This is a genomic window from Burkholderia sp. RF7-non_BP4 (assembly GCF_001521935.1).
Taxonomy (GTDB): domain Bacteria; phylum Pseudomonadota; class Gammaproteobacteria; order Burkholderiales; family Burkholderiaceae; genus Burkholderia; species Burkholderia diffusa.
Genome location: NZ_LOTA01000095.1, coordinates 94,165 through 112,769 on the forward strand (window position 1 = coordinate 94,165; position 18,605 = coordinate 112,769).

At 68.9% G+C, this 18,605-nt stretch carries 14 protein-coding genes; 6 read left to right on the top strand and 8 right to left on the bottom strand.

All coding sequences use genetic code 11. The features are described from left to right. Nucleotides 1–152: 152 nt before the first annotated feature. The 8 genes from WS49_RS30385 to WS49_RS30420 all read right to left on the bottom strand — a co-directional run bounded on the left by WS49_RS30385 (nucleotide 153) and on the right by WS49_RS30420 (nucleotide 9,929). Nucleotides 153–2,111: a phosphatase PAP2 family protein gene (locus tag WS49_RS30385; RefSeq protein WP_059536158.1), complete on the bottom strand. Its 1,959-nt coding sequence runs from the start codon at nucleotides 2,109–2,111 to the stop codon at nucleotides 153–155. Between the two features lie 215 nt (nucleotides 2,112–2,326). Beyond that, on the bottom strand, nucleotides 2,327–3,847 hold the full coding sequence (locus tag WS49_RS30390; protein ID WP_059536161.1) for a GGDEF domain-containing protein: 1,521 nt from the start codon (nucleotides 3,845–3,847) through the stop codon (nucleotides 2,327–2,329). Between the two features lie 190 nt (nucleotides 3,848–4,037). Beyond that, on the bottom strand, nucleotides 4,038–5,510 hold the full coding sequence (locus WS49_RS30395) for an NAD-dependent succinate-semialdehyde dehydrogenase (protein ID WP_059536166.1): 1,473 nt from the start codon (nucleotides 5,508–5,510) through the stop codon (nucleotides 4,038–4,040). 108 nt (nucleotides 5,511–5,618) lie between these two features. After that, complete coding sequence (locus WS49_RS30400; protein ID WP_006749694.1) at nucleotides 5,619–6,110, bottom strand: Lrp/AsnC family transcriptional regulator; 492 nt, start codon at nucleotides 6,108–6,110, stop codon at nucleotides 5,619–5,621. 85 nt (nucleotides 6,111–6,195) lie between these two features. Continuing rightward, nucleotides 6,196–7,596: an aspartate aminotransferase family protein gene (locus WS49_RS30405; RefSeq protein WP_059536170.1), complete on the bottom strand. Its 1,401-nt coding sequence runs from the start codon at nucleotides 7,594–7,596 to the stop codon at nucleotides 6,196–6,198. Between the two features lie 160 nt (nucleotides 7,597–7,756). Then, a complete protein-coding gene (locus WS49_RS30410) occupies nucleotides 7,757–8,683 on the bottom strand; it encodes a 2-hydroxyacid dehydrogenase (protein ID WP_059536175.1) in 927 nt (308 codons plus the stop codon). 12 nt (nucleotides 8,684–8,695) lie between these two features. Continuing rightward, nucleotides 8,696–9,556, bottom strand: a complete 861-nt coding sequence (locus WS49_RS30415) for a GNAT family N-acetyltransferase (protein WP_059536178.1) — start codon at nucleotides 9,554–9,556, stop codon at nucleotides 8,696–8,698. A gap of 166 nt (nucleotides 9,557–9,722) precedes the next feature. Next, the gene (locus WS49_RS30420) at nucleotides 9,723–9,929 is read right to left on the bottom strand and encodes a hypothetical protein (protein ID WP_059536183.1); all 207 of its coding nucleotides are present in this window, start codon (nucleotides 9,927–9,929) and stop codon (nucleotides 9,723–9,725) included. Between the two features lie 59 nt (nucleotides 9,930–9,988). Between WS49_RS30420 and WS49_RS30425 the strand changes: the two genes are divergently transcribed. The 6 genes from WS49_RS30425 (at nucleotide 9,989) to WS49_RS30455 (ending at nucleotide 18,532) form a co-directional block, all read left to right on the top strand. Further along, a complete protein-coding gene (locus WS49_RS30425) occupies nucleotides 9,989–10,657 on the top strand; it encodes a haloacid dehalogenase type II (protein WP_059536187.1) in 669 nt (222 codons plus the stop codon). 167 nt (nucleotides 10,658–10,824) lie between these two features. Then, complete coding sequence (locus WS49_RS30430) at nucleotides 10,825–12,363, top strand: methyl-accepting chemotaxis protein (protein ID WP_059536190.1); 1,539 nt, start codon at nucleotides 10,825–10,827, stop codon at nucleotides 12,361–12,363. 691 nt (nucleotides 12,364–13,054) lie between these two features. Then, on the top strand, nucleotides 13,055–14,638 hold the full coding sequence (locus tag WS49_RS30440; RefSeq protein ID WP_059536195.1) for an ABC transporter substrate-binding protein: 1,584 nt from the start codon (nucleotides 13,055–13,057) through the stop codon (nucleotides 14,636–14,638). A 79-nt stretch (nucleotides 14,639–14,717) separates the two neighbouring features. Further along, on the top strand, nucleotides 14,718–15,671 hold the full coding sequence (locus tag WS49_RS30445) for an ABC transporter permease (RefSeq protein ID WP_059536198.1): 954 nt from the start codon (nucleotides 14,718–14,720) through the stop codon (nucleotides 15,669–15,671). A gap of 30 nt (nucleotides 15,672–15,701) precedes the next feature. Beyond that, nucleotides 15,702–16,661, top strand: coding sequence for an ABC transporter permease (locus tag WS49_RS30450; RefSeq protein WP_059536200.1), 960 nt, complete (start codon nucleotides 15,702–15,704; stop codon nucleotides 16,659–16,661). Next, nucleotides 16,661–18,532 carry an ABC transporter ATP-binding protein gene (locus WS49_RS30455; RefSeq protein WP_059536203.1) on the top strand — a complete coding sequence of 624 codons (1,872 nt, stop codon included), beginning with the start codon at nucleotides 16,661–16,663 and terminating at the stop codon, nucleotides 18,530–18,532. Before WS49_RS30450 ends, WS49_RS30455 begins: the two co-directional genes overlap by 1 nt. Nucleotides 18,533–18,605 lie beyond the last annotated feature (73 nt).

Genomic DNA, 18,605 nt, shown 5'->3' on the forward strand with positions numbered 1-18,605 from the left:
CGCGGGACGCGTCGCGGAAGGTGGGGTGTGTGCAGGCGCCGGCGTCCGGTCGTGGCGCGGCGGCCGTCGAACGACTCGACGACGAAACGGGCGAGACCGGCGGGCGCCGCCAGCAGGCGGCGCCGTGGCAAGGATCGACGGGCCGAGGCGGGCTATGCCGCCGACAACCTGACCGACACGCCCGTCGCCGTATAAACCGGCGTCGCCTTGAACCCGTCGACCGTCACCGTCGAGAACTTCGCGGAAGCCGCCGCGCCGTCGATCAGCGCGATGGTGTCGCCGGCCTTGGGCGCATAACCGTTCACGAACTTCACGTGCAGCGTGCCGCCCGCGACGGTGAGCGGGCCGCCGACGCGCAGGCGGCCGCCCCCGTTGCCGTCGATGTCGAGTTCGAGCGTCGTGTTGTCGAGCTGCGTATAGCGCGTCGCGATGACCACCGGCGCACTGGCGGCAATCCTCACGCTGCCCCCCGAGCCGACGTACACGTCGCCCTTGCCGAACGCGCTTGCCGATGCCGCGGCGAGCATGCCGCCGCTCACCTGCGTGCCGCCCGTATAGCTGTTGTTGCCCGCCAGCGTCAGCGTGCCGCTGCCTTGCAGCGTCAGCTTGCCCGCGCCGGCGATGTCGTTGCGCCACAGGTCGGCGGTATTGAACCCGCCCTGCGAAGCGTCCATCGACACGATCACGTTGCCGTTGAATGCACCGTAACCGTCGGCCGCGGTGAACAGGTTGAGGCGGCCCCAGCCTTCCGCATCGTCCATGACCGGATAGCCGGACGGCAGTTCGGTCGTCTTCAGCACGACGCGGCGCTGGTCCGCGCTCAGGTACGGGAAGCGCGTCTGCAGCAGGATCTCCGCGCCCTTCGGCACGACGGGCGGCGCGTCGGTCGACTCGATCGCGCCGAAGCCGAACGTCAGGCGGCGCGCGAAGGCCGTCTTGTTCGTCGCGTAATCGGCGAAGCGGTCGGTGGCCGTCGTGCCCGAGTGCGCGAAGGCGGCGAACGTCGTGTCGGTCGTGCCCGTGAGCTGCTGCAGCGCCTGATGCGCCTGGCCGTACGCGGCCTGCGCATCGCTCGCGTACGCGGTCAGGTTCGCCGCGCTGACGGCAAGCGCGAGCATGCGGCCGCCGATCACGTCGAGCGGCGAGTGCATGCCGGCGAGGATGCGGTTCTCGCCCAGTTCGAGGCCGCGGCCGACCATCTCCTGGAAGCGCTCCGGCACGAGCCACGCCATCGTCATCGCGTCGCGCATCGCTTCGGCCGTGTGGCCGCTGATGAAGCCGCCGTCGGTCGCGGGCGTCGTGCTTTCCGCCGGCACGAGCGTCGGCGCGACGACGACGCCGGTGCTCCAGCGGTACGGCCGCGCGTACTTGTAGAAACGCTTCGACGGTTCGGTCGACGCGTTGTTGCCCATTTCGTTGAGCAGGTCGACGACCTTGCCGAAGCTCGCGTTCGTGCTGCTGCCGACGCCGACGTTGTTGCCGGAATCGTTGTACAGCACCGTCGTCGCGTCGGCGGGCACGCTGGTGATGCTGGTCGTCTGCTGCGCGGCCGTGCGCCACGCGCCGGTGAGCGGGCCCATGCCGTCGGTCACGCTGTAGCCCTTGGCGCGCCGGTCGTCGAAGTACGCGGCGTCGGCCTGTTGCTGCGTGCGTGCGGTCGTTGCGTTGATCACATATTGAACGTTGGCGGCCAGCACCGTGTCGTTCAGGCTCGTGCCGCACGGCGTGCCGCTGCCGGGCAGGCCCGAGCAGGTCGACGGCGAGATCGCCGGAAACCCGCCGTTGGCCGGCGCGCTCACGCCGGCATCGACGAGCATCGTCGCCGGCTGCCACAGGTCGAGGAAGCGGCTCACCACGCGCACGGCCGCGTTGGTCGACAGCGTGGCATAGCGCGCGTCGCCGCGCTGGTTGGTCGCGATGTTGTCGACGAAGGCCGGCACGCTCGGCACGGGTGCGCTGTCGACGAAGCCGGGGTCGGCCGGCGGTGCCGGCATGGCCGCGCTGGTCGTGGTGGTCGATGCGACATCGTCGCCGCCGCCGCACGCGGCGAGAACGATCGCACTCGACAATGCTGCGACGTGCAGCGGAAAACGGCTTCGTGACGCAAACATGCAAGGCTCCATCCTGAGTGTCGAAGATGGCGGATTGTCGTGGGCGATCGTGACGCAGCCGTTACGGATTTGTTTCGGGGGGGCGGTCGACGCGCCAAAATTCTCACTATTTGGTGAATTCGTGATGCTGAACATCGTGGCGGGGCGATCGGGCCGTCGGCGATGTCCGGTCCGGCCAGCGCGCGCGTTCGAAAAGACGATCGGATCCGGCGCGCTCACGCCGGTTGGGCGACCCATTCCGCGTCGGCGCGGCACACGCGGTTTCTGCCCTGGCGCTTCGCCGCGTAGAGGGCGAGGTCGGCCTGATGCGACAACGCGTGCACGGACCGCGGGTGCGCACGGTGCCCGGTCGCGTAGCCGATGCTGACCGTGAAAGCCGGAATCGTCGCGTCGAACCCGTCGAGCCGGCTGCGCTCCACGGCGCGGCGAATCGCCTCGGCGACTTTCGCGGCGCCGCTTTCATCCGTGTCGGGCAATACGACGACGAATTCTTCGCCGCCGTAGCGCGCGGCAAGATCGCCGCGCCGCCGCGTATGCGCGCGAATGCACTCGGCGAGAAAGCGCAGCGCGGTGTCGCCTTGCGCATGACCGAAGCGGTCGTTGTACTGCTTGAAGTGATCTGCGTCGATGAACAGCACCGACAGGCTGCCGTCGCTGCCGCGCTGCAGCCGTTCCCATTCGTCGGCGAGCGCGGCATCGAGCGCGCGACGGTTGTGCAGGCCCGTGAGCGGATCGGTGCGCGTCAGGTCGGTGAGGAGCGTCTGCTTGCGCAGGTTGTCCCGCAGCGCGAACGCGAGCAGCCACACCACCGCGCAGAACAGCGCACCGATGACGGACGCGGACACGCCGACCGTCCACATCAAATGCGTGGTGCCGGCCAGCACGTCATGCTCGGCCGGTGCGACGACCGCGATCAACGGCGTGCCGGGCACCCGTTGGAACGTATAAAGCCGCACGACGCCGTCGATGCTCGAGCGCGCCGCATAGAAGCCCGATTCGCGGCTCACCATGCGTTCGAACGACTTCGAGCGGCGCAGGCGGACCATCTGGTGATCGGTCAACGGCGGGTTTCTCGCGAGGATCGTGCCGTCCGCGCGCAGGATCGCGCTGACGCCGTGCGGCCCGACGTTCAGGCGGGACAGAAGCCGATCGAAGTACGCGAGGTCGATGGCGACCACCGCGATTCCGTCGAACGTGTGATCCGCGCGCTCGATGCGCCGCGACAGCGCGATCGATTCCGTGTTGCCGCGCGAACGCGCGCGATACGCCTCGGACACGTACAGGCCGACGTTGTCCGCATCGCGATGGACCTTGAAGTAGTCGCGATCGCTGAAATCCCAGTTGTGGGTCGAGCTGCAACAGCCGTCGATCAAATGGCCGAAGCGGTCCGTCACGCCCATGCCGGTCACGTATTGCGCGGCCGTGCGCTCGAACAGCACGTCGTGACGCAGCCCGGCGTCCATGCGCGCGACGGCGGGATTGCCGAGATCGGTGGCGAGCGAGACGAGCGCGTTGTTGGACGTCTCGACGGTGCGCGCGATCTCGCTGACCAGGACGGCCGCGACGTTGCGCGACGTCTCGTGCGCATGTCCGACGACCTCGCTGCGTGCGGCCCACAGCGTCGCCGCGCTGATGCAGAGCGCGGCAAGCGACATCAGCGTGCCCAGCACGCCGACGATCAGGTGGTGGCGGCCGGCCCAGTCGGCAACTTTCTCGATCGGAATGGATGCAGGCATTGCTCGCGCTCGTGCGGGAAGCCGGCTGCGATCGCAGCGGCGCTGGTCAAATCCGGGTTAACGGCAGGGATGCCCGGAAATCGAGGCCGGCATGCGACGCAATGACCGCACGGGTGCCGCAAACGTGTGCGTCCGGGGTGCGCCGCGCAACGAGCACGCGACAGCGGCGAATCCCGGTGGTCGCGCAGGCTCAGTCGAGCCCGCCCTGGCACAGGTACTTGATCGACAGATAATCGTCGAGGCCGTAGCGCGAGCCTTCGCGGCCGTAGCCCGATTCCTTCACGCCGCCGAACGGCGCGGCTTCGCTCGCGAGCGCGCCTTCGTTGATGCCGACGATGCCCGTTTCGAGCCGCGCCGACACGCGCGCGACGCGGCGCACGTCCTGCGTGTAGAAATACGCGGCGAGCCCGAACGGCGTGTCGTTCGCGGCCGCGACGGCTTCGTCCTCGGTGTCGAACCGGAACAGCGCGGCGACGGGGCCGAAGGTTTCCTCGCAGGTCAGCTGCATGTCGGCGGTGGCGTCGGCGAGCACCGTCGGCGCGTAATAATTCGGGCCGAGCTCGGGCAGACGCTTGCCGCCGGCGAGCACGCGCGCGCCGCGCTCGATGGCGTCGCCGACGTGGCGCGCGATCTTGTCGACCGCGCGCGCGTTGATCATCGGCCCGATCTGCGCGGCCGGGTCGGTCGCGGGCGCGACCTTCAGCGCGGCGACGCGCGCGGCGAGCTTCGCGGCGAACGCATCGTAGACGCCGGCCTGCACGTACACCCGATTCGGCGATACGCAGGTCTGGCCGCCGTTGCGGAACTTGGCGGCCATCAGCCCGTCGATCGCGGCGTCGAGTTCCGCATCGTCGAATACGATGAACGGCGCGTTACCGCCCAGTTCCAGCGACAGCTTCTTCAGCGTCGCCGCCGATTCGCGCGCGAGCAGCTTGCCGACGGGCGTCGATCCGGTGAACGTGATCTTGCGCACGCGGCCGTCGGCGAGCCAGTCGGCCACCGCATCGATGCCGCGTTCGCGCGATGCGGCGATCAGGTTCAGCACGCCGGGCGGCACGCCGGCTTCCTGCGCGAGGAAGGCCAGCGCGAGCGCGGTGAGCGGCGTGTCCTCGGCCGGCTTCGCGACGACCGTGCAGCCGGCCGCGAGGGCAGGTGCGATCTTGCGCGCGATCATCGCGAGCGGGAAGTTCCACGGCGTGATCGCGGCGACGATGCCGATCGGCTCCTTGACCGCGCTCAGCCGCTTGCCGCGCTGTTGCTGCGGAATCAGGTCGCCGTACGTGCGCGTCGCTTCCTCGGCGAACCACAGCACGTACGACGCCCCGTATGCGACTTCGCCGCGCGCTTCGGCGAGCGGCTTGCCCTGTTCGCGCGACATCAGTTTCGCGAGATCGTCGGTGTGCGCGACGATCGCCGCATGCCATGCGCGCAGGATCGCGGCCCGTTCGCGAGCGGGCGTCGCGCGCCATGCGGGCAGCGCGCGTGCGGCCGCATCGGTCGCGGCGCGTGCGTCGGCCGCGCCGCTGTCGGGTGCGTGGGCAACGGTCTCGAGCGTCGCCGGATCGGTGACGTCGAAGCGGCGGCCGTCGAGCGCGTCGCGCCAGGCGCCGTCGATCAGGTTGGCGGTGCGAACGAGTTCGGTTCGGGACAGCGTAAGCGGCATGACAGGTCCTTGGATGGAGCGATTCGGCGACGACGGCTGCGGCGCGGACGCGCGACTACCCCGCGCGGACGGCGGGCCGCCGCGTTCGCGGATGCCGCACGCTGGCAATCAGTGACGTTCGCCGAACAGCGATTCGAGCGGGTAGTGCCGTTTGACGAACGGCGACTTGATGATCACGTAACTGAAATATTTCTCGATGCCGATGTTCTGCTCGAGCAGCCCTTCGACGATCGTCTGGTAATGGCTCACGCTGCGCGTGATGAACTTCAGCAGATAGTCGTAGCCGCCGCTCGCGAGGTGACACTCGACGATCTCGTCGACGTTGCGGATCGCCGCGACGAAACGGTCGAAGTCCTCGCGGCGGTGGTCGGCCAGCGTGACCTCGGTGAACACGACCTGCACGTCGCCGAGTTTCTCGAGCTGGATGTGCGCGCCGTAGCCGCCGATATAGCCGGCCTTCTCGAGCCGCTTCACGCGGATCAGGCAAGGGCTGGGCGACAGCCCGACCGCATCGGCCAGCTCGACGTTGGTCATGCGTCCGCGCTTTTGCAACTGGGAGAGGATGCGCAGGTCGATGCGATCCAGCTTGCTGTCCGTCATGTTCGCGTGAGAGGGAAAAAATGGAATGTCCGGTTACTTTAGAGTCGAACGATTGCCGCCACAAGCCCGGCTTTCCCGTGCCCGGTCAGGCCGGCTGCGCGTGCGCGGCGTCCAGCGCGCACTGCACGCCCGCATCGGCCAGCACGTCGTCGAGCGTCTTGCGCACGCGTTCGAACATCAGGTCGAACTCGCCCGCGGTGAAGCTCAGCGCCGGCGCGAAACCGAGCACGCCGTCGCCGAATGCACGAAACACCACGCCGTTCGCATACGCGGCGGCGGCGATCCTGTCGGGCACGTTGAGCGCGGGGTCGAAGCGCGTCTTGCGCGTCTTGTCGGCCACCAGTTCGAGCGCGCCGAGCAGGCCGGCCGAACGCGCGTCGCCGACGAGCGGATGCGCGCGCAGCGCATCGAGCCCCGCGGCGAAACGCGGCGCCATCGCCCGGCCGTTCGCGAGCAGCCCGCCTTCGTGATAGAGCTTCAGCACTTCGAGGCCGATCGCCGCGCTGACCGGATGCGCGGAATACGTATGGCCGTGGCCGACCGCGGGCGAATCGGCGCGGCTGCCCGCGATGCCTTCGTAGATTTCATCGGACATCAGCACGGCACCCATCGGCGCATAGCCGGCGGTCAGCCCCTTCGCGACGGTCATCAGGTCCGGGTCGACCTGCTCGGTCTCGCACGCGAACAGCGGGCCCGTGCGGCCGAAGCCGGTGATCACCTCGTCGGCGACGAACAGGATGCCGAGGCGCCGGCATGCGTCGCGCATCGCCTTCAGCCAGCCGGCCGGCGGGACGATCACGCCGCCGGACCCCTGCACGGGCTCGCAGAAGAATGCCGCGACGTTGTCCGCGCCGAGTTCGGCGACTTTCGCCTCGAGCGCGGCGACCGACGCGGCGATCAGCGCCTGCGCGTCGTCGCCGAGCGGATGGCGATACGGGTAGGGCGACGGGATGTGGTGCTGATCCGCGCGCGGCAGGTCGAAGTGACGATGGAACGCGGGCAGCGCGGTGAGCCCGGCGCCGATCGACGACGAGCCGTGATAGCCGCGTTCGAGCGCGATCATGTGCTTTTTCGTCGGGCGACCGGTCGCGTTGAAATAGTGCGTGATGAAACGCACCGCGGAGTCGACCGCATCCGAGCCGCCGAGCGTGAAGTACACGCGATTCAGCGACGGCGGCGCGAGCGACGCGAGCCGTTCGGCCAGCTCGATCGCGGGTTGCGAGCCGAAATGGAAATAGCCGGTCGCGTAGGGCAGCTTCGCCATCTGGTCGGCGGCGGCCTTCACGATGCTGTCGCGGCCGTAGCCGACGTTCACGCACCACAGGCCCGAGAACGCATCGAGCAGCGTGTGGCCGTCGGCGTCGCGCAGGAACACGCCTTCGGCGGATTCGAGCACGGTGACGCCGCGCGCCTCGTGCGCACGATAGTTGACGACGGGGTGGATCAGGTGTTGACGATCGGCTTCGATCAGCGCGGCTTGGTTCATGGCAGTGCGGGACTCTCGTCGGGTGTCAGCGTGAGGTCATGCTACCGGGCGAGCAATCCGCACGCGCCTTCAATTTGCGGTCTGAAACGTACGAACGCGGTGTTTGCACGGGGCGCTTCGGCATTTTCTGCTGCGCGCCACGCCGGGCCGGGCGCGCGCGTCAGTAGCCGCGTGCGCGGTCGACGACGCCGATCATCGGCTGCCCCGCGCGATGGCGCGCGAGGTTCGCGAGCACGGCGTCGACCGCGGTGTCCGGCCGCGTCGCGCTGGCGATGTGCGGCGTGATGCGAATGCGCGGATGCGTCCAGAACGGGTGGCCGGCCGGCAACGGCTCCGGGTCCGTCACGTCGAGGATCGCGCTGTCGAGGCGGCCGCTGTCGAGCGCGGCGAGCAGCGCGGTCGCATCGAGTTGCGGGCCGCGCCCGACCTGCACGAGCGATGCGCCGGCCGGCAGCGCGTCGAATACGCGTGTGCCGAGCAGGCCGCGCGTGTCGTCGGTGAGCGGCAGCAGGCAGATCAGGATGTCGGTGCGGGCGAGGAACGCGTCGAGCGCCGCATCGCCCGCATGACAATCGATGCCGTCTAGCGTGCGCGGCGTGCGGCTCCAGCCGGCGCACGGGAAGCCGAAGCGCCGCAGCGTGTCGAGCACGGCCTGCCCGAGCGTGCCGAGCCCGAGCACGCCGATGCGTCGCGACGCGGCCGCGCGCACCGGCTTCTCGCGCCACACGTGCTCGCGCTGCTGCGCCGCATAGTCGAACAGGTCGCGATGGATCGTCAGCACGGCCTGCGTCACGTATTCGACCATCCCTTCGACGATGCCCGGCTCGATCATCCGCACGACCGGGATGTGCGCGGGCACGCGCGACAGGTCGAACTGATCGATGCCGGCACCGACCGAAAACACGATCTCCAGATTCGGCAGCAGCGCGGTCGGATCGTCGGGCGGCTGCCACGCGGCGAGATAGCGCACGGCTTCAGGATCGCCGAGGTCCGGCCAGATCCGGAACGCGAGGTCGGGCGCCTGCTGCGCGAAGCGCCGTGCCCATTGCGCGCCGCGCACGGGGTCGGCCTTGTAGAGGAAACTCATCGCGCGCGCCGCTCAGCCGAGTGCTTGGTTGACGATCGCGAACGCGCGCAGCGACGGATCGCGGGCGGGCGCCGCGCCGCGCGCCATCGCGACGACGGTATCGACGCGCGGCAGGCCGAGCCCCTGCAGCCAGTCCGACAGGCCGCTGTCGCCCGGCACGTCGAGGCGCACGAACATGCCTTCGTGCAGCGCGAGCCAGTGGCTGATCAGCGCCTGCGCGCGCAGCGCGTCCGGTGCGACCACCGGGCCGATCACGTGCCCGCGGCCGAAACGGCGGAACAGCGCGAAGCCGAGCAGTTCGCCGTCGCGGTCGAGTGCGATCCCGTTGGCGACGCCGAGCAGCGCATCGATCACCGCGTCGCGCGGGTAGCCGGCCGCGCGCGATGCGAGCGCGGCGAGGCGCGGGCCGTCGTTGGTGCCGAGCGGGCGCAGGCGCTCGCCCGGCGGCAGCGAGATCAGCGGCGGCTGGAACGCGGCGCCCTGGTGCTGGTCGATCGTGCCGATCGCCTCGAAGCCGAACTTCACGTAGAGCGGTTCGCCGGACGGCGTCGCATGCAGGAAGATCGTGCGTGCGCCGAGGCTGTCGACGACGCGCGCGAGCAGTTCGCGGCCGATGCCGCAGCCCTGGCGCTCGGGCGACACGATCACCATGCCGAGCGATGCGTGCGATTCGCCGAAGCGCCAGCCGAGCGCGGTGCCGACGATGCCGGCTTCGTCTTCGGCGACGAAGCCGCTGCCGAGCTGGAATGCGAAGCGCCAGTCGTCGAGTCGATGCGGCCACTTGACTGCTTCCGACAGCCGGTGCGCGGCAGGCAGGTCGGTTTCGGCGAACGGGCGATAGGTGAGCGTGCTGGAAGAATTGAGGTCGGCCACGCCGGACTCCGGATGGGTAGGAATGACATATCGACTCTGCCAGTGCCACCGCGGCGCGGATAGGACGATTCGCCTGTTTTCCGGCGTCGGCGGGCGGTCGTGCGAGATCGACGCAAACCGGCTCGATCGGCACGGGCGAACGCGCGCTGCATGCCGGAGCGGCCCGTCATTGCGACAGCTTCTGCTGTGGGAATGCCGCTACGATGGAAACGCGGCGGCCGCATGACGGTTTCGTGAAGTCGGCCGGCTCGCCGTCGACGGCGCCGCGTGCGATCACGCCGCAGATCGTGCTGCCGGCGGCCTGCAACACGCGGCGAATCTGCGTTTCGAGCCGCGTCGAACGATGCGCGACGGATTTTTTGCCCTGATTCAATTTCGTTGAACCCAGACCGTCCCCGGCCCTGCCGGGGCTTCACACCGACAGGACGTCACATGATCCAATTTGAACCGAAGTACATCACGTTCGACTGCTACGGCACGCTGACCCGCTTCCGGATGGCCGACATGGCGCGCGAGGTCTACGCGGACCGGCTGTCGCCGGTCGCGCTCGAGGAATTCGTGCGCGCGTTCGCCGCGTATCGGCTCGACGAAGTGCTCGGCGCATGGAAGCCGTACCGCGACGTCGTCGTCAATGCGATCCGGCGCACCTGCGCGCGGATCGGCGTGAAGTTCGACGAGGCGGAGGCCGAGCGTTTCTATCTGGCGGTGCCGACGTGGGGCCCGCATCCGGACGTGCCGGCCGGGCTTTCGCGGCTGGCCACGAAGTACAAGCTGGTGATCCTGTCGAACGCGTCGGACGACCAGATCATGAGCAACGTCGACAAGCTCGGCGCGCCGTTCCACGCGGTGTTCACCGCGCAGCAGGCGCAGTCGTACAAGCCGCGGATGCAGGGCTTCGAATACATGTTCGACAAGCTCGGCTGCAAGCCGGAGGACGTGCTGCACGTGTCGTCGAGCCTGCGCTACGACCTGATGACGGCCGAGGATCTCGGCATCAAGCACAAGGCGTTCGTCAACCGCGGCCACGAGCCGGGCACACCGTTCTACAACTACTACGAGGTGTCGGACATCGGCCATCTCGCGACGCAGCTCGGGCTGTAAGCGACGCCGCGCCGGCGTGGGGCCGCGTGCCCCGCGTGCGCGGCCGTGCCGCCTTGCGCGCGCGATCACCGCACGAACCGAGGGTAATTACCGATACAGAGCCATTCAAGGCAGGGCCGCCCGGGCCGATATATGTACCGAACGGTTAATATCGCGAGGCCCTCCGCATGAAGTTGTCCACGAAACTGCTGATGCTCGTCGCCGCGGCGCTGCTCGGCGTTGTATTGCTTGCCGCGATGTCGCTGCACACGCTGCGCGACGCGCTGATCGACAGCCGCCGTGACGAGATCGTCATTCTTCTGACAAAAGCCGAGCATCTGGTCGACGCGTATCGCGCGATGCAGGCGAACGGCACGCTCACGCGGGATCAGGCCCAGCAGCAGGCCAAGGCCGCGCTGTCCGCGCTCAACGCGAATTCGAAAAGCTACTACTGGGTGACGACGTCCGACGGCGTCAACCTCGTGCATCCGAACGCGAAGTTCATCGGCACCCGCGCCAAGGGCAACCGCACGACCGGCGGCATGACCGACAGCGAGGCGTACCGCGCGGGAATGGCCCAGGCGCATTTCGCGCTCGTCGACGTGCTGATCAAGCGCAGCCCGGACGCGGACGTGGAGCCGAAACTCCAGGGCGTGGTCGCCATTCCGGAGTGGGACTGGTGGATCGGCACGGGATTCTTCTACGACGACATCAACGCCGCGTTTACGCGGCTTGCGCAGGTGCTCGGCGCCATCACGCTCGTCATCGCCGCGGCGCTGGCGGCGATCGCGTGGGGCGTGTTGCGCAGCGTCCGACGGACGCTGGGCGGCGAGCCCGCGCATGCGACCGAGATCGCGGCCCGCATCGCCGCCGGCGAACTGGACGTGCAGTTCGATACGGTGCACGCCGCGCCGGGCAGCCTGCTCGTCGCGCTCGCCGACATGAAGGCCCGGCTGACCGAGACCATCGCCGAAATCCAGACCACGACCCACTCGATTGCCGTCGGCACCGGCGAGATCGCGCAGGGCAATCTGGACTTGTCGCAGCGCACGGAGGAACAGGCCGCGTCGCTGCAGCAAACGGCCGCGAGCATGGAGCAGATCACGTCGACGGTCAAACAGAATGCCGACAATGCACGTCAGGCGAACACGCTCGTGACCCACGCGAAGGAGGCGACGGAACTCGGCGGCGCGGCCGTGCGCGAAGTCGTCGAAACGATGCGGCAGATTTCGGACGGATCGGTGCGGATCACCGACATTACCGTCGTGATCGAAAGCATCGCGTTCCAGACGAACATTCTCGCGCTCAACGCCGCGGTCGAGGCCGCGCGGGCCGGCGAGGAAGGGCGCGGGTTCGCGGTCGTGGCCTCGGAGGTGCGCTCGCTCGCGCAACGCAGCGCGGCGGCCGCGAAGGACATCAAGGGATTGATCGAGGCGTCGGTCGAGCGGGTCGGCAGCGGCAGCCGGCTCGTCGAGACGGCGGGCGCGCGGATGACGGAGATCGTCCGGTCGATCGACCGGGTGGCCGACATCATGGGCGAGATTTCAGCGGCATCCGCCGAGCAAAGCACGGGCATCGAGCAGGTCGGCCTCGCGGTCGCGCAAATGGACGAAGTGACGCAGCAGAATGCCGCGCTGGTGGAGCAGGCTGCCGCGGCCGCATCCTCGCTGGATGAGCAGGCGGCACGGTTGCGGGCCGCCGTCTCGGTGTTCAGGCTGGCTGCCTGACGGCCGCGTGCCGGCATCTGCCGGCAACGGCATCATCTCGTCTCCCTCTCGCCGCGCCGGCCTGTGTCCGGCGTGCGCGCCGACGTGCAGGCATCGACCGCGTCGGCCGCATCACGGCGGGGAATTGCGGCCTGGCGCAGCGCCACGAGTTCGTACCCGCATCGGGCAATCCGGCCGTATTCCTGTTGTCTCGCAAAGCCGCTTCAACGTCGCGGCAATCTCCCGATCTTTCAGGCTGCGGGCGTCGTCGCGGCCGGCACCCGCCGTCGCATGCGCACGCGGGCGTTCCGGTCGTTTCGGGCACCGCGGGCCGCGAGTGCGCATTCCACGCAAACATGCGGTTTGCGTGAGCCGAACGTGCTTCGGATGCCGAATCGCCAATTTTGTCGGCGCAATCTGCGGCGTGCATCGCTTTACGATTTCCTTCGTCGCGCACGTGCTGCGCAGCCGTCGCGACACGGCATCGAGCAAACGGCGGCACGCGTGGCCGCGCAGCAAATCATGCTGCGCAGGTGGCCCAAAACGGTCGAATCGTATCGTGCAGCCGCCCCGAATCGCGACAACCCGCATTTTGGCGATGCTTAAATGAACTCAATGCGCAGACGTCGCGCCCGCTACCAGCAGGCGGCGCGACGGTTTCTCGAACCACGCTGGATCCCAGACCCACTTTCCACAGTCAGGAGCAGTTCGGATGAGCGACGATATCGACAACGGCGGCAAGGGCGGCTTCACGCGCCGCGACATGATGCGGGTCATGGCGGCGAGCGGCATGATGGCCGTCGGCGGCGGCGGGCTGCTGATGGACGCGCAATCGGCGTTCGCCGCGCCAGCGCCCAAGCGCGGCGGCAAGATCCGGGTCGCGAACGAATCGAGTTCGACGGCCGACACGCTCGACCCGGCCAAGGGCTCGACGGGCGCCGACTACATTCGTTTCTTCATGTTCTACAGCGGCCTCACGCAGCTCGACGCGAGCCTGACGCCGCAGATGAATCTCGCGCAGTCGTTGCAGACGACCGACGCGAAGACGTGGATCATCAAGCTGCGCAAGGGCGTCACGTTCCACGACGGGAAACCGGTCGGGCCGGCCGACGTGGTGTTCTCGCTGATGCGCCACAAGAACGCGGCCACCGCCTCGAAGGTCAAGCCGCTCGCCGATCAGTTCGCCGATGCGAAGGCGAGCGGCCCGGACGAGGTCACGCTCACGCTCGCCAGCGCGAACGCCGATCTGCCGGTGATCCTCGCGACGCCGCAGCTCGTGATCGTCAAGGACGGCACGACCGACTTCAGCACCGGCATCGGTTGCGGCCCGTACAAGCTGAAATCGTTCAAGCCGGGCGTGTCGACCGTCGGCGTGCGCAACGACAGCTACTTCAAGCCGGGGATGCCGTACCTCGACGAGATCGAGCTGATCGGCATCAGCGACAGCGCCGCGCGACTGAACGCGCTGCTGTCGGGCGACGTGCACCTGATCAACGCGATCGATCCGCGCTCGACGCAGCGGGTCGCGTCGACGCCGGGCTATGCGCTGCAGGAAACCAAGTCGGGGCTCTATACCGACCTGATCGTGCGCAGCGACAACCCGATCACCGCGAACCCGGATTTCGTCGAAGGGATGAAGTACCTGTTCGATCGCGAGCAGATCCGCTCGGCGGTGTTCCGCGGCTACGCGGTGATCGGCAACGACCAGCCGATCCCGCCGGGGCATCGCTACTTCAACGCATCGCTGCCGCAGCGGCCGCACGATCCGGACAAGGCGAAGTTCCTGTTCCAGAAGGCGGGCGCGCTGGGCGCCACGCTGCCGCCGATCTATGCGACGTCCGACGCGAACGGGTCGATCGAAATGGCCGTGCTGCTGCAGCAGGCCGGCCAGAGGATCGGGCTGAACCTGCAGGTGAACCGCGTATCGCCCGACGGCTACTGGTCGAACCACTGGATGAAGCATCCGCTCGGCTTCGGCAACATCAACCCGCGCTCGAGCGCCGACGTGGTGTTCACGCAGTTCTTCAAGTCGGATGCGCCGTGGAACGAGTCGGGCTGGAAGAACGCGAAGTTCGACCAGTTGCTGCTCGCCGCGCGATCGGAAACCGACGACGCGAAGCGCAAGCAGATGTATGGCGACATGCAGGTGCTCGTCGCGCAGCAGTGCCGGGTCGGCATTCCGGCCTTCATCAGCTTCCTCGACGGCTACGACAAGCGGCTCGCGGGCCTCGGCTCGATTCCGACCGGCGGAATGATGGGCTTCATGTTCGCCGAGCACGTGTGGTGGAACGCCTGAGCACGACGCGTGCCGCCGCCGCGCGACCGGTGCGGGTCACCGCCCCGGTCGCGCGCGACCTTTTCCGGAGTGCCGCTTCATGAATCGAATCCTGCTCGGGCTGATCGGCCGGCGCATCGCGGTCACCGCGCTGACGCTGCTGATCGTGTCCGCGATCATCTTCACGATCACGAACCTGCTGCCGGGCGACGCCGCGCAGGCCGCGCTCGGCCAGTCCGCGACGCCGGAGACGGTCGCCGCGCTGCGTCAGCAGTTCGGCCTCGACATGCCGGCCCACGTGCGCTACCTGCACTGGCTCGCGGGGCTGCTGCACGGCGATTTCGGCCGCTCGCTGTCCGGCGACATGCCGGTGTCGGAGATGATCGGCGGGCGCCTGCCGAAGTCGCTCGCGCTCGCGGCGATCACGACCGCCGTGTCGGTGCCGATCGCGCTGCTGCTCGGGATCCTCGCGGCGGTCAAGCGCGAATCGGTGGTCGATCGCGTGATCAGCCTCGGCACGCTGTCGCTCGTCGCGACGCCGGAATTCCTGATCGCGACGGTCGCCGTGCTCGTGCTGGCCGTGAAGCTGCACTGGCTGTCCGCGCTGTCGTACAGCGGCCCGATCGAAAGCCTGCACGATTTCCTGCGCGCGTATGCGATGCCGGTGCTGACGCTGTGCGCGGTCGTGATCGCGCAGATGGCACGGATGACGCGCGCCGCGGTGATCGAGCAGCTGAGCGCGTCGTACGTCGAGATGGCCGTGCTCAAGGGCGCGAGCCCCGCGCGGGTCGTGCTGCGCCATGCGCTGCCGAACGCGATCGGCCCGATCGCCAATGCGGTCGCGTTGAGCCTGTCGTATCTGCTCGGCGGCGTGATCGTCGTCGAGACGATCTTCAACTATCCGGGCCTCGCGAGCCTGATGGTCGACGCCGTCGGCAACCGCGATTTCCCGTTGGTCCAGGCGTGCACGCTGATCTTCTGCGTCGCCTATCTGACGCTCGTGCTGTTCGCCGACCTGTGCTCGATCGTGTCGAACCCGAGACTGCGGACCTGAGCGTCCCGTCCTTCTTCCGAGATGCCGCCCATGCACCCGACCGAACCCGTTCAACGCAGTAGCGCGCTGCCGCCGTCCGGCGATCCGCCTCCGCCGTGGAGCGGCGCGACGCCGCCCGCCGCGCCCGCCCCCGACCAGCCGCGCAAGCGCCGCGCCGCGCGCGTGAAACTGACGACCGGCGGCCGCGTCGGCCTGTCGATGGTCGGCCTGATGCTGTTCATCGCGGCGTTCGCGCCGCTGCTCGCGCCGCACGACGTCGGCGCGATCGTCACGCCGGACGTGTTCGCACCGTTCAGCGCGAAGCTGCCGTTCGGCTCCGACTTCCTCGGCCGCGACATGCTGAGCCGGATCCTGTACGGCACGCGCCTGACCGTGCTGCTCGCGCTCGCGGCGGTTCTGCTCGCCGCGCTGACCGGCACGACGCTCGGGCTGCTCGCGACGGTGTCGGGCCGCGCGGTCGACGAGACGATGAGCCGGCTGCTCGATGCGCTCACGTCGATTCCGTCGAAGATGTTCGCGTTGATGTTCGTCGCCGCGTTCGGCTCGTCGCTGCCGCTCCTGGTCCTGACCGCGGCGGTCAGCTACATGCCGGGCTCGTACCGGATCGCGCGGGCGCTGGCGGTCAACATCAGCACGCTCGAATTCGTGCAGGTGGCACGCGCCCGAGGCGAAAGCGCGCTGTACATCGCGTGCGTCGAGATGCTGCCGAACATGATCCACCCGATGCTCGCCGATACGGGGTTGCGCTTCACGTTCGTCGTGCTGCTGCTGAGCGGCCTGAGCTTTCTCGGGCTCGGCGTGCAGCCGCCGTACGCGGACCTCGGCTCGCTCGTGCGCGAGAACATCGCGAGCCTCGGCGACGGCTCGGCCGTCGCGATCATGCCCGCGGTCGCGATCGCGATCCTGACGGTGGGCGTCAACCTGTTGATCGACGGCCTGCCGCATCGCGGCCGCCGCAAAGGCGCGGCCGCTGCCGCCGGAGAACACTGATGCGAGACGATTCGACTCCGCTCGTCGAGGTGCGCGGGCTGCGCGTGGTCGGCGGCCGGCCGGGTGGCGAGGAAACGACGATCGTCCCCGGCGTCGACTTCGATATCGGGCGTGGCGAGGTGCTCGCACTGATCGGCGAATCGGGCTCCGGCAAGACCACGATCGCGCTGTCGCTGATGGGCCATGCGCGTGCCGGCTGCCGGATCGCGGGCGGCTCGGTGAAGCTCGGCGGTACCGATGTCTGCACGTTGTCGGCGCCGGCGCTGGCCGCGCTGCGCGGCCGCAAGGTCGCGTACATCGCACAGAGCGCGGCCGCCGCGTTCAACCCGTCGCGCACGATTCTCGACCAGGTGATCGAGAGCGCGCTGATCCACAGGACGCTGTCGAAGCGCGACGCGCAGGCGAAGGCGGTCGAGCTGTTCCGCGCGCTCGCGCTGCCGGAGCCCGAGACGATCGGCAAACGCTATCCGCATCAGGTGTCGGGTGGCCAGTTGCAGCGGCTGATGGCCGCGATGGCGCTGATCACAGATCCGGAGCTGGTGATCCTCGACGAGCCGACCACCGCGCTCGACGTGACCACGCAGATCGACGTGCTGCAGGCCTTCAAGAGCGTGATCCGGCGCTACGGGATGAGCGCCGTATACGTGTCGCACGATCTGGCGGTGGTCGCGCAGATGGCCGACCGGATCGTCGTGCTGAGCGACGGCGTGATCCGCGAAGCGGGCGATACCGAACAGATCCTGCATGCGCCGGCGCATCCATACACGCAGAGCCTGATCGCGGCGGTGACGCCGAGCGATGCCGAACGCGACGCGAAAGCGGCGAGCGCCGCGCCGGCGCCGCTGCTCGACGTGCGTGGCGCGGTCGCCGGCTACGGCGGCCGTACCGCGAAAGGCTGGCCCGCGAAGGTGATCCTGCACGAAGTGGACCTGCGCATCGGGCGTGGGCAGACGGTCGGCGTGATCGGCGAATCGGGCTCGGGCAAGACGACGCTCGCGAAGGTGATCGCGGGCCTCGTGCCGGCGACGGCCGGGCAGATTCTGCTCGACGGCGAGCCGCTCGCGCTCGATATCGGCAAACGCACCAAGGAGCAGCACCGTCGCGTGCAGATCGTGTTCCAGAACGCCGATACCGCGCTCAACCCGGTGCACAGCGTCGAGCGCACGCTCGCGCGGCCGCTCGCGTTCTATCACGGGATCAAGGGCGCGCGTGCACGGCAGCGCGTCGCGGAGCTGCTCGAACTCGTGCGGCTGCCGCAGGCGGTGGCCGCGCGGCGCACCGGCGAGCTGTCCGGCGGACAGAAGCAGCGCGTGAATCTCGCGCGCGCGCTGGCGGCCGAGCCCGACCTGATTCTGTGCGACGAGGTCACGTCGGCACTCGACACCGTGGTCGGCGCCGCGATCATCGATTTGCTGCGCGACCTGCAGGCGAAGCTCGGCGTGTCGTACGTGTTCATCACACACGACATCGCGAAAGTGCGCGCGATCAGCGACGACATCGTCGTGCTGTACGCGGGCCGCCGCGTCGAAACGGGTAGCTGCGACGCGCTCTGTGCGCCGCCTTACCACCCGTATTCGCATCTGCTCGTGTCGTCGGCACCGGAGTTGCGCGCGGGCTGGCTCGACGATGCGGCCGAGCGCTGCCACCGGCCGCTCGTGCCGATCGGCGCGAGCGCCGACGACGCCGAGCTGTGTCCGTTCCTGTCGCGCTGCGCGATGCGGGTGGACGGCGTGTGCAACCGGACCGCGCCCGCGCTGCGCACGCTCGAGAACGGCGCGCAGGTGTTGTGCCATCGCAGCGAGGAAGATCTCGCGCGCTTCCAGGCCGAGCCAGCGGAGGGTGCCGCGCCGGTGCAGCCGGTGCGTTTGTAGCGCGCCGCGCGGCGATCCGCATAGTCTGCTGCGGCGGTCGTGCAAAACGGTGGATCGTGCGCGCGCCGTGCGC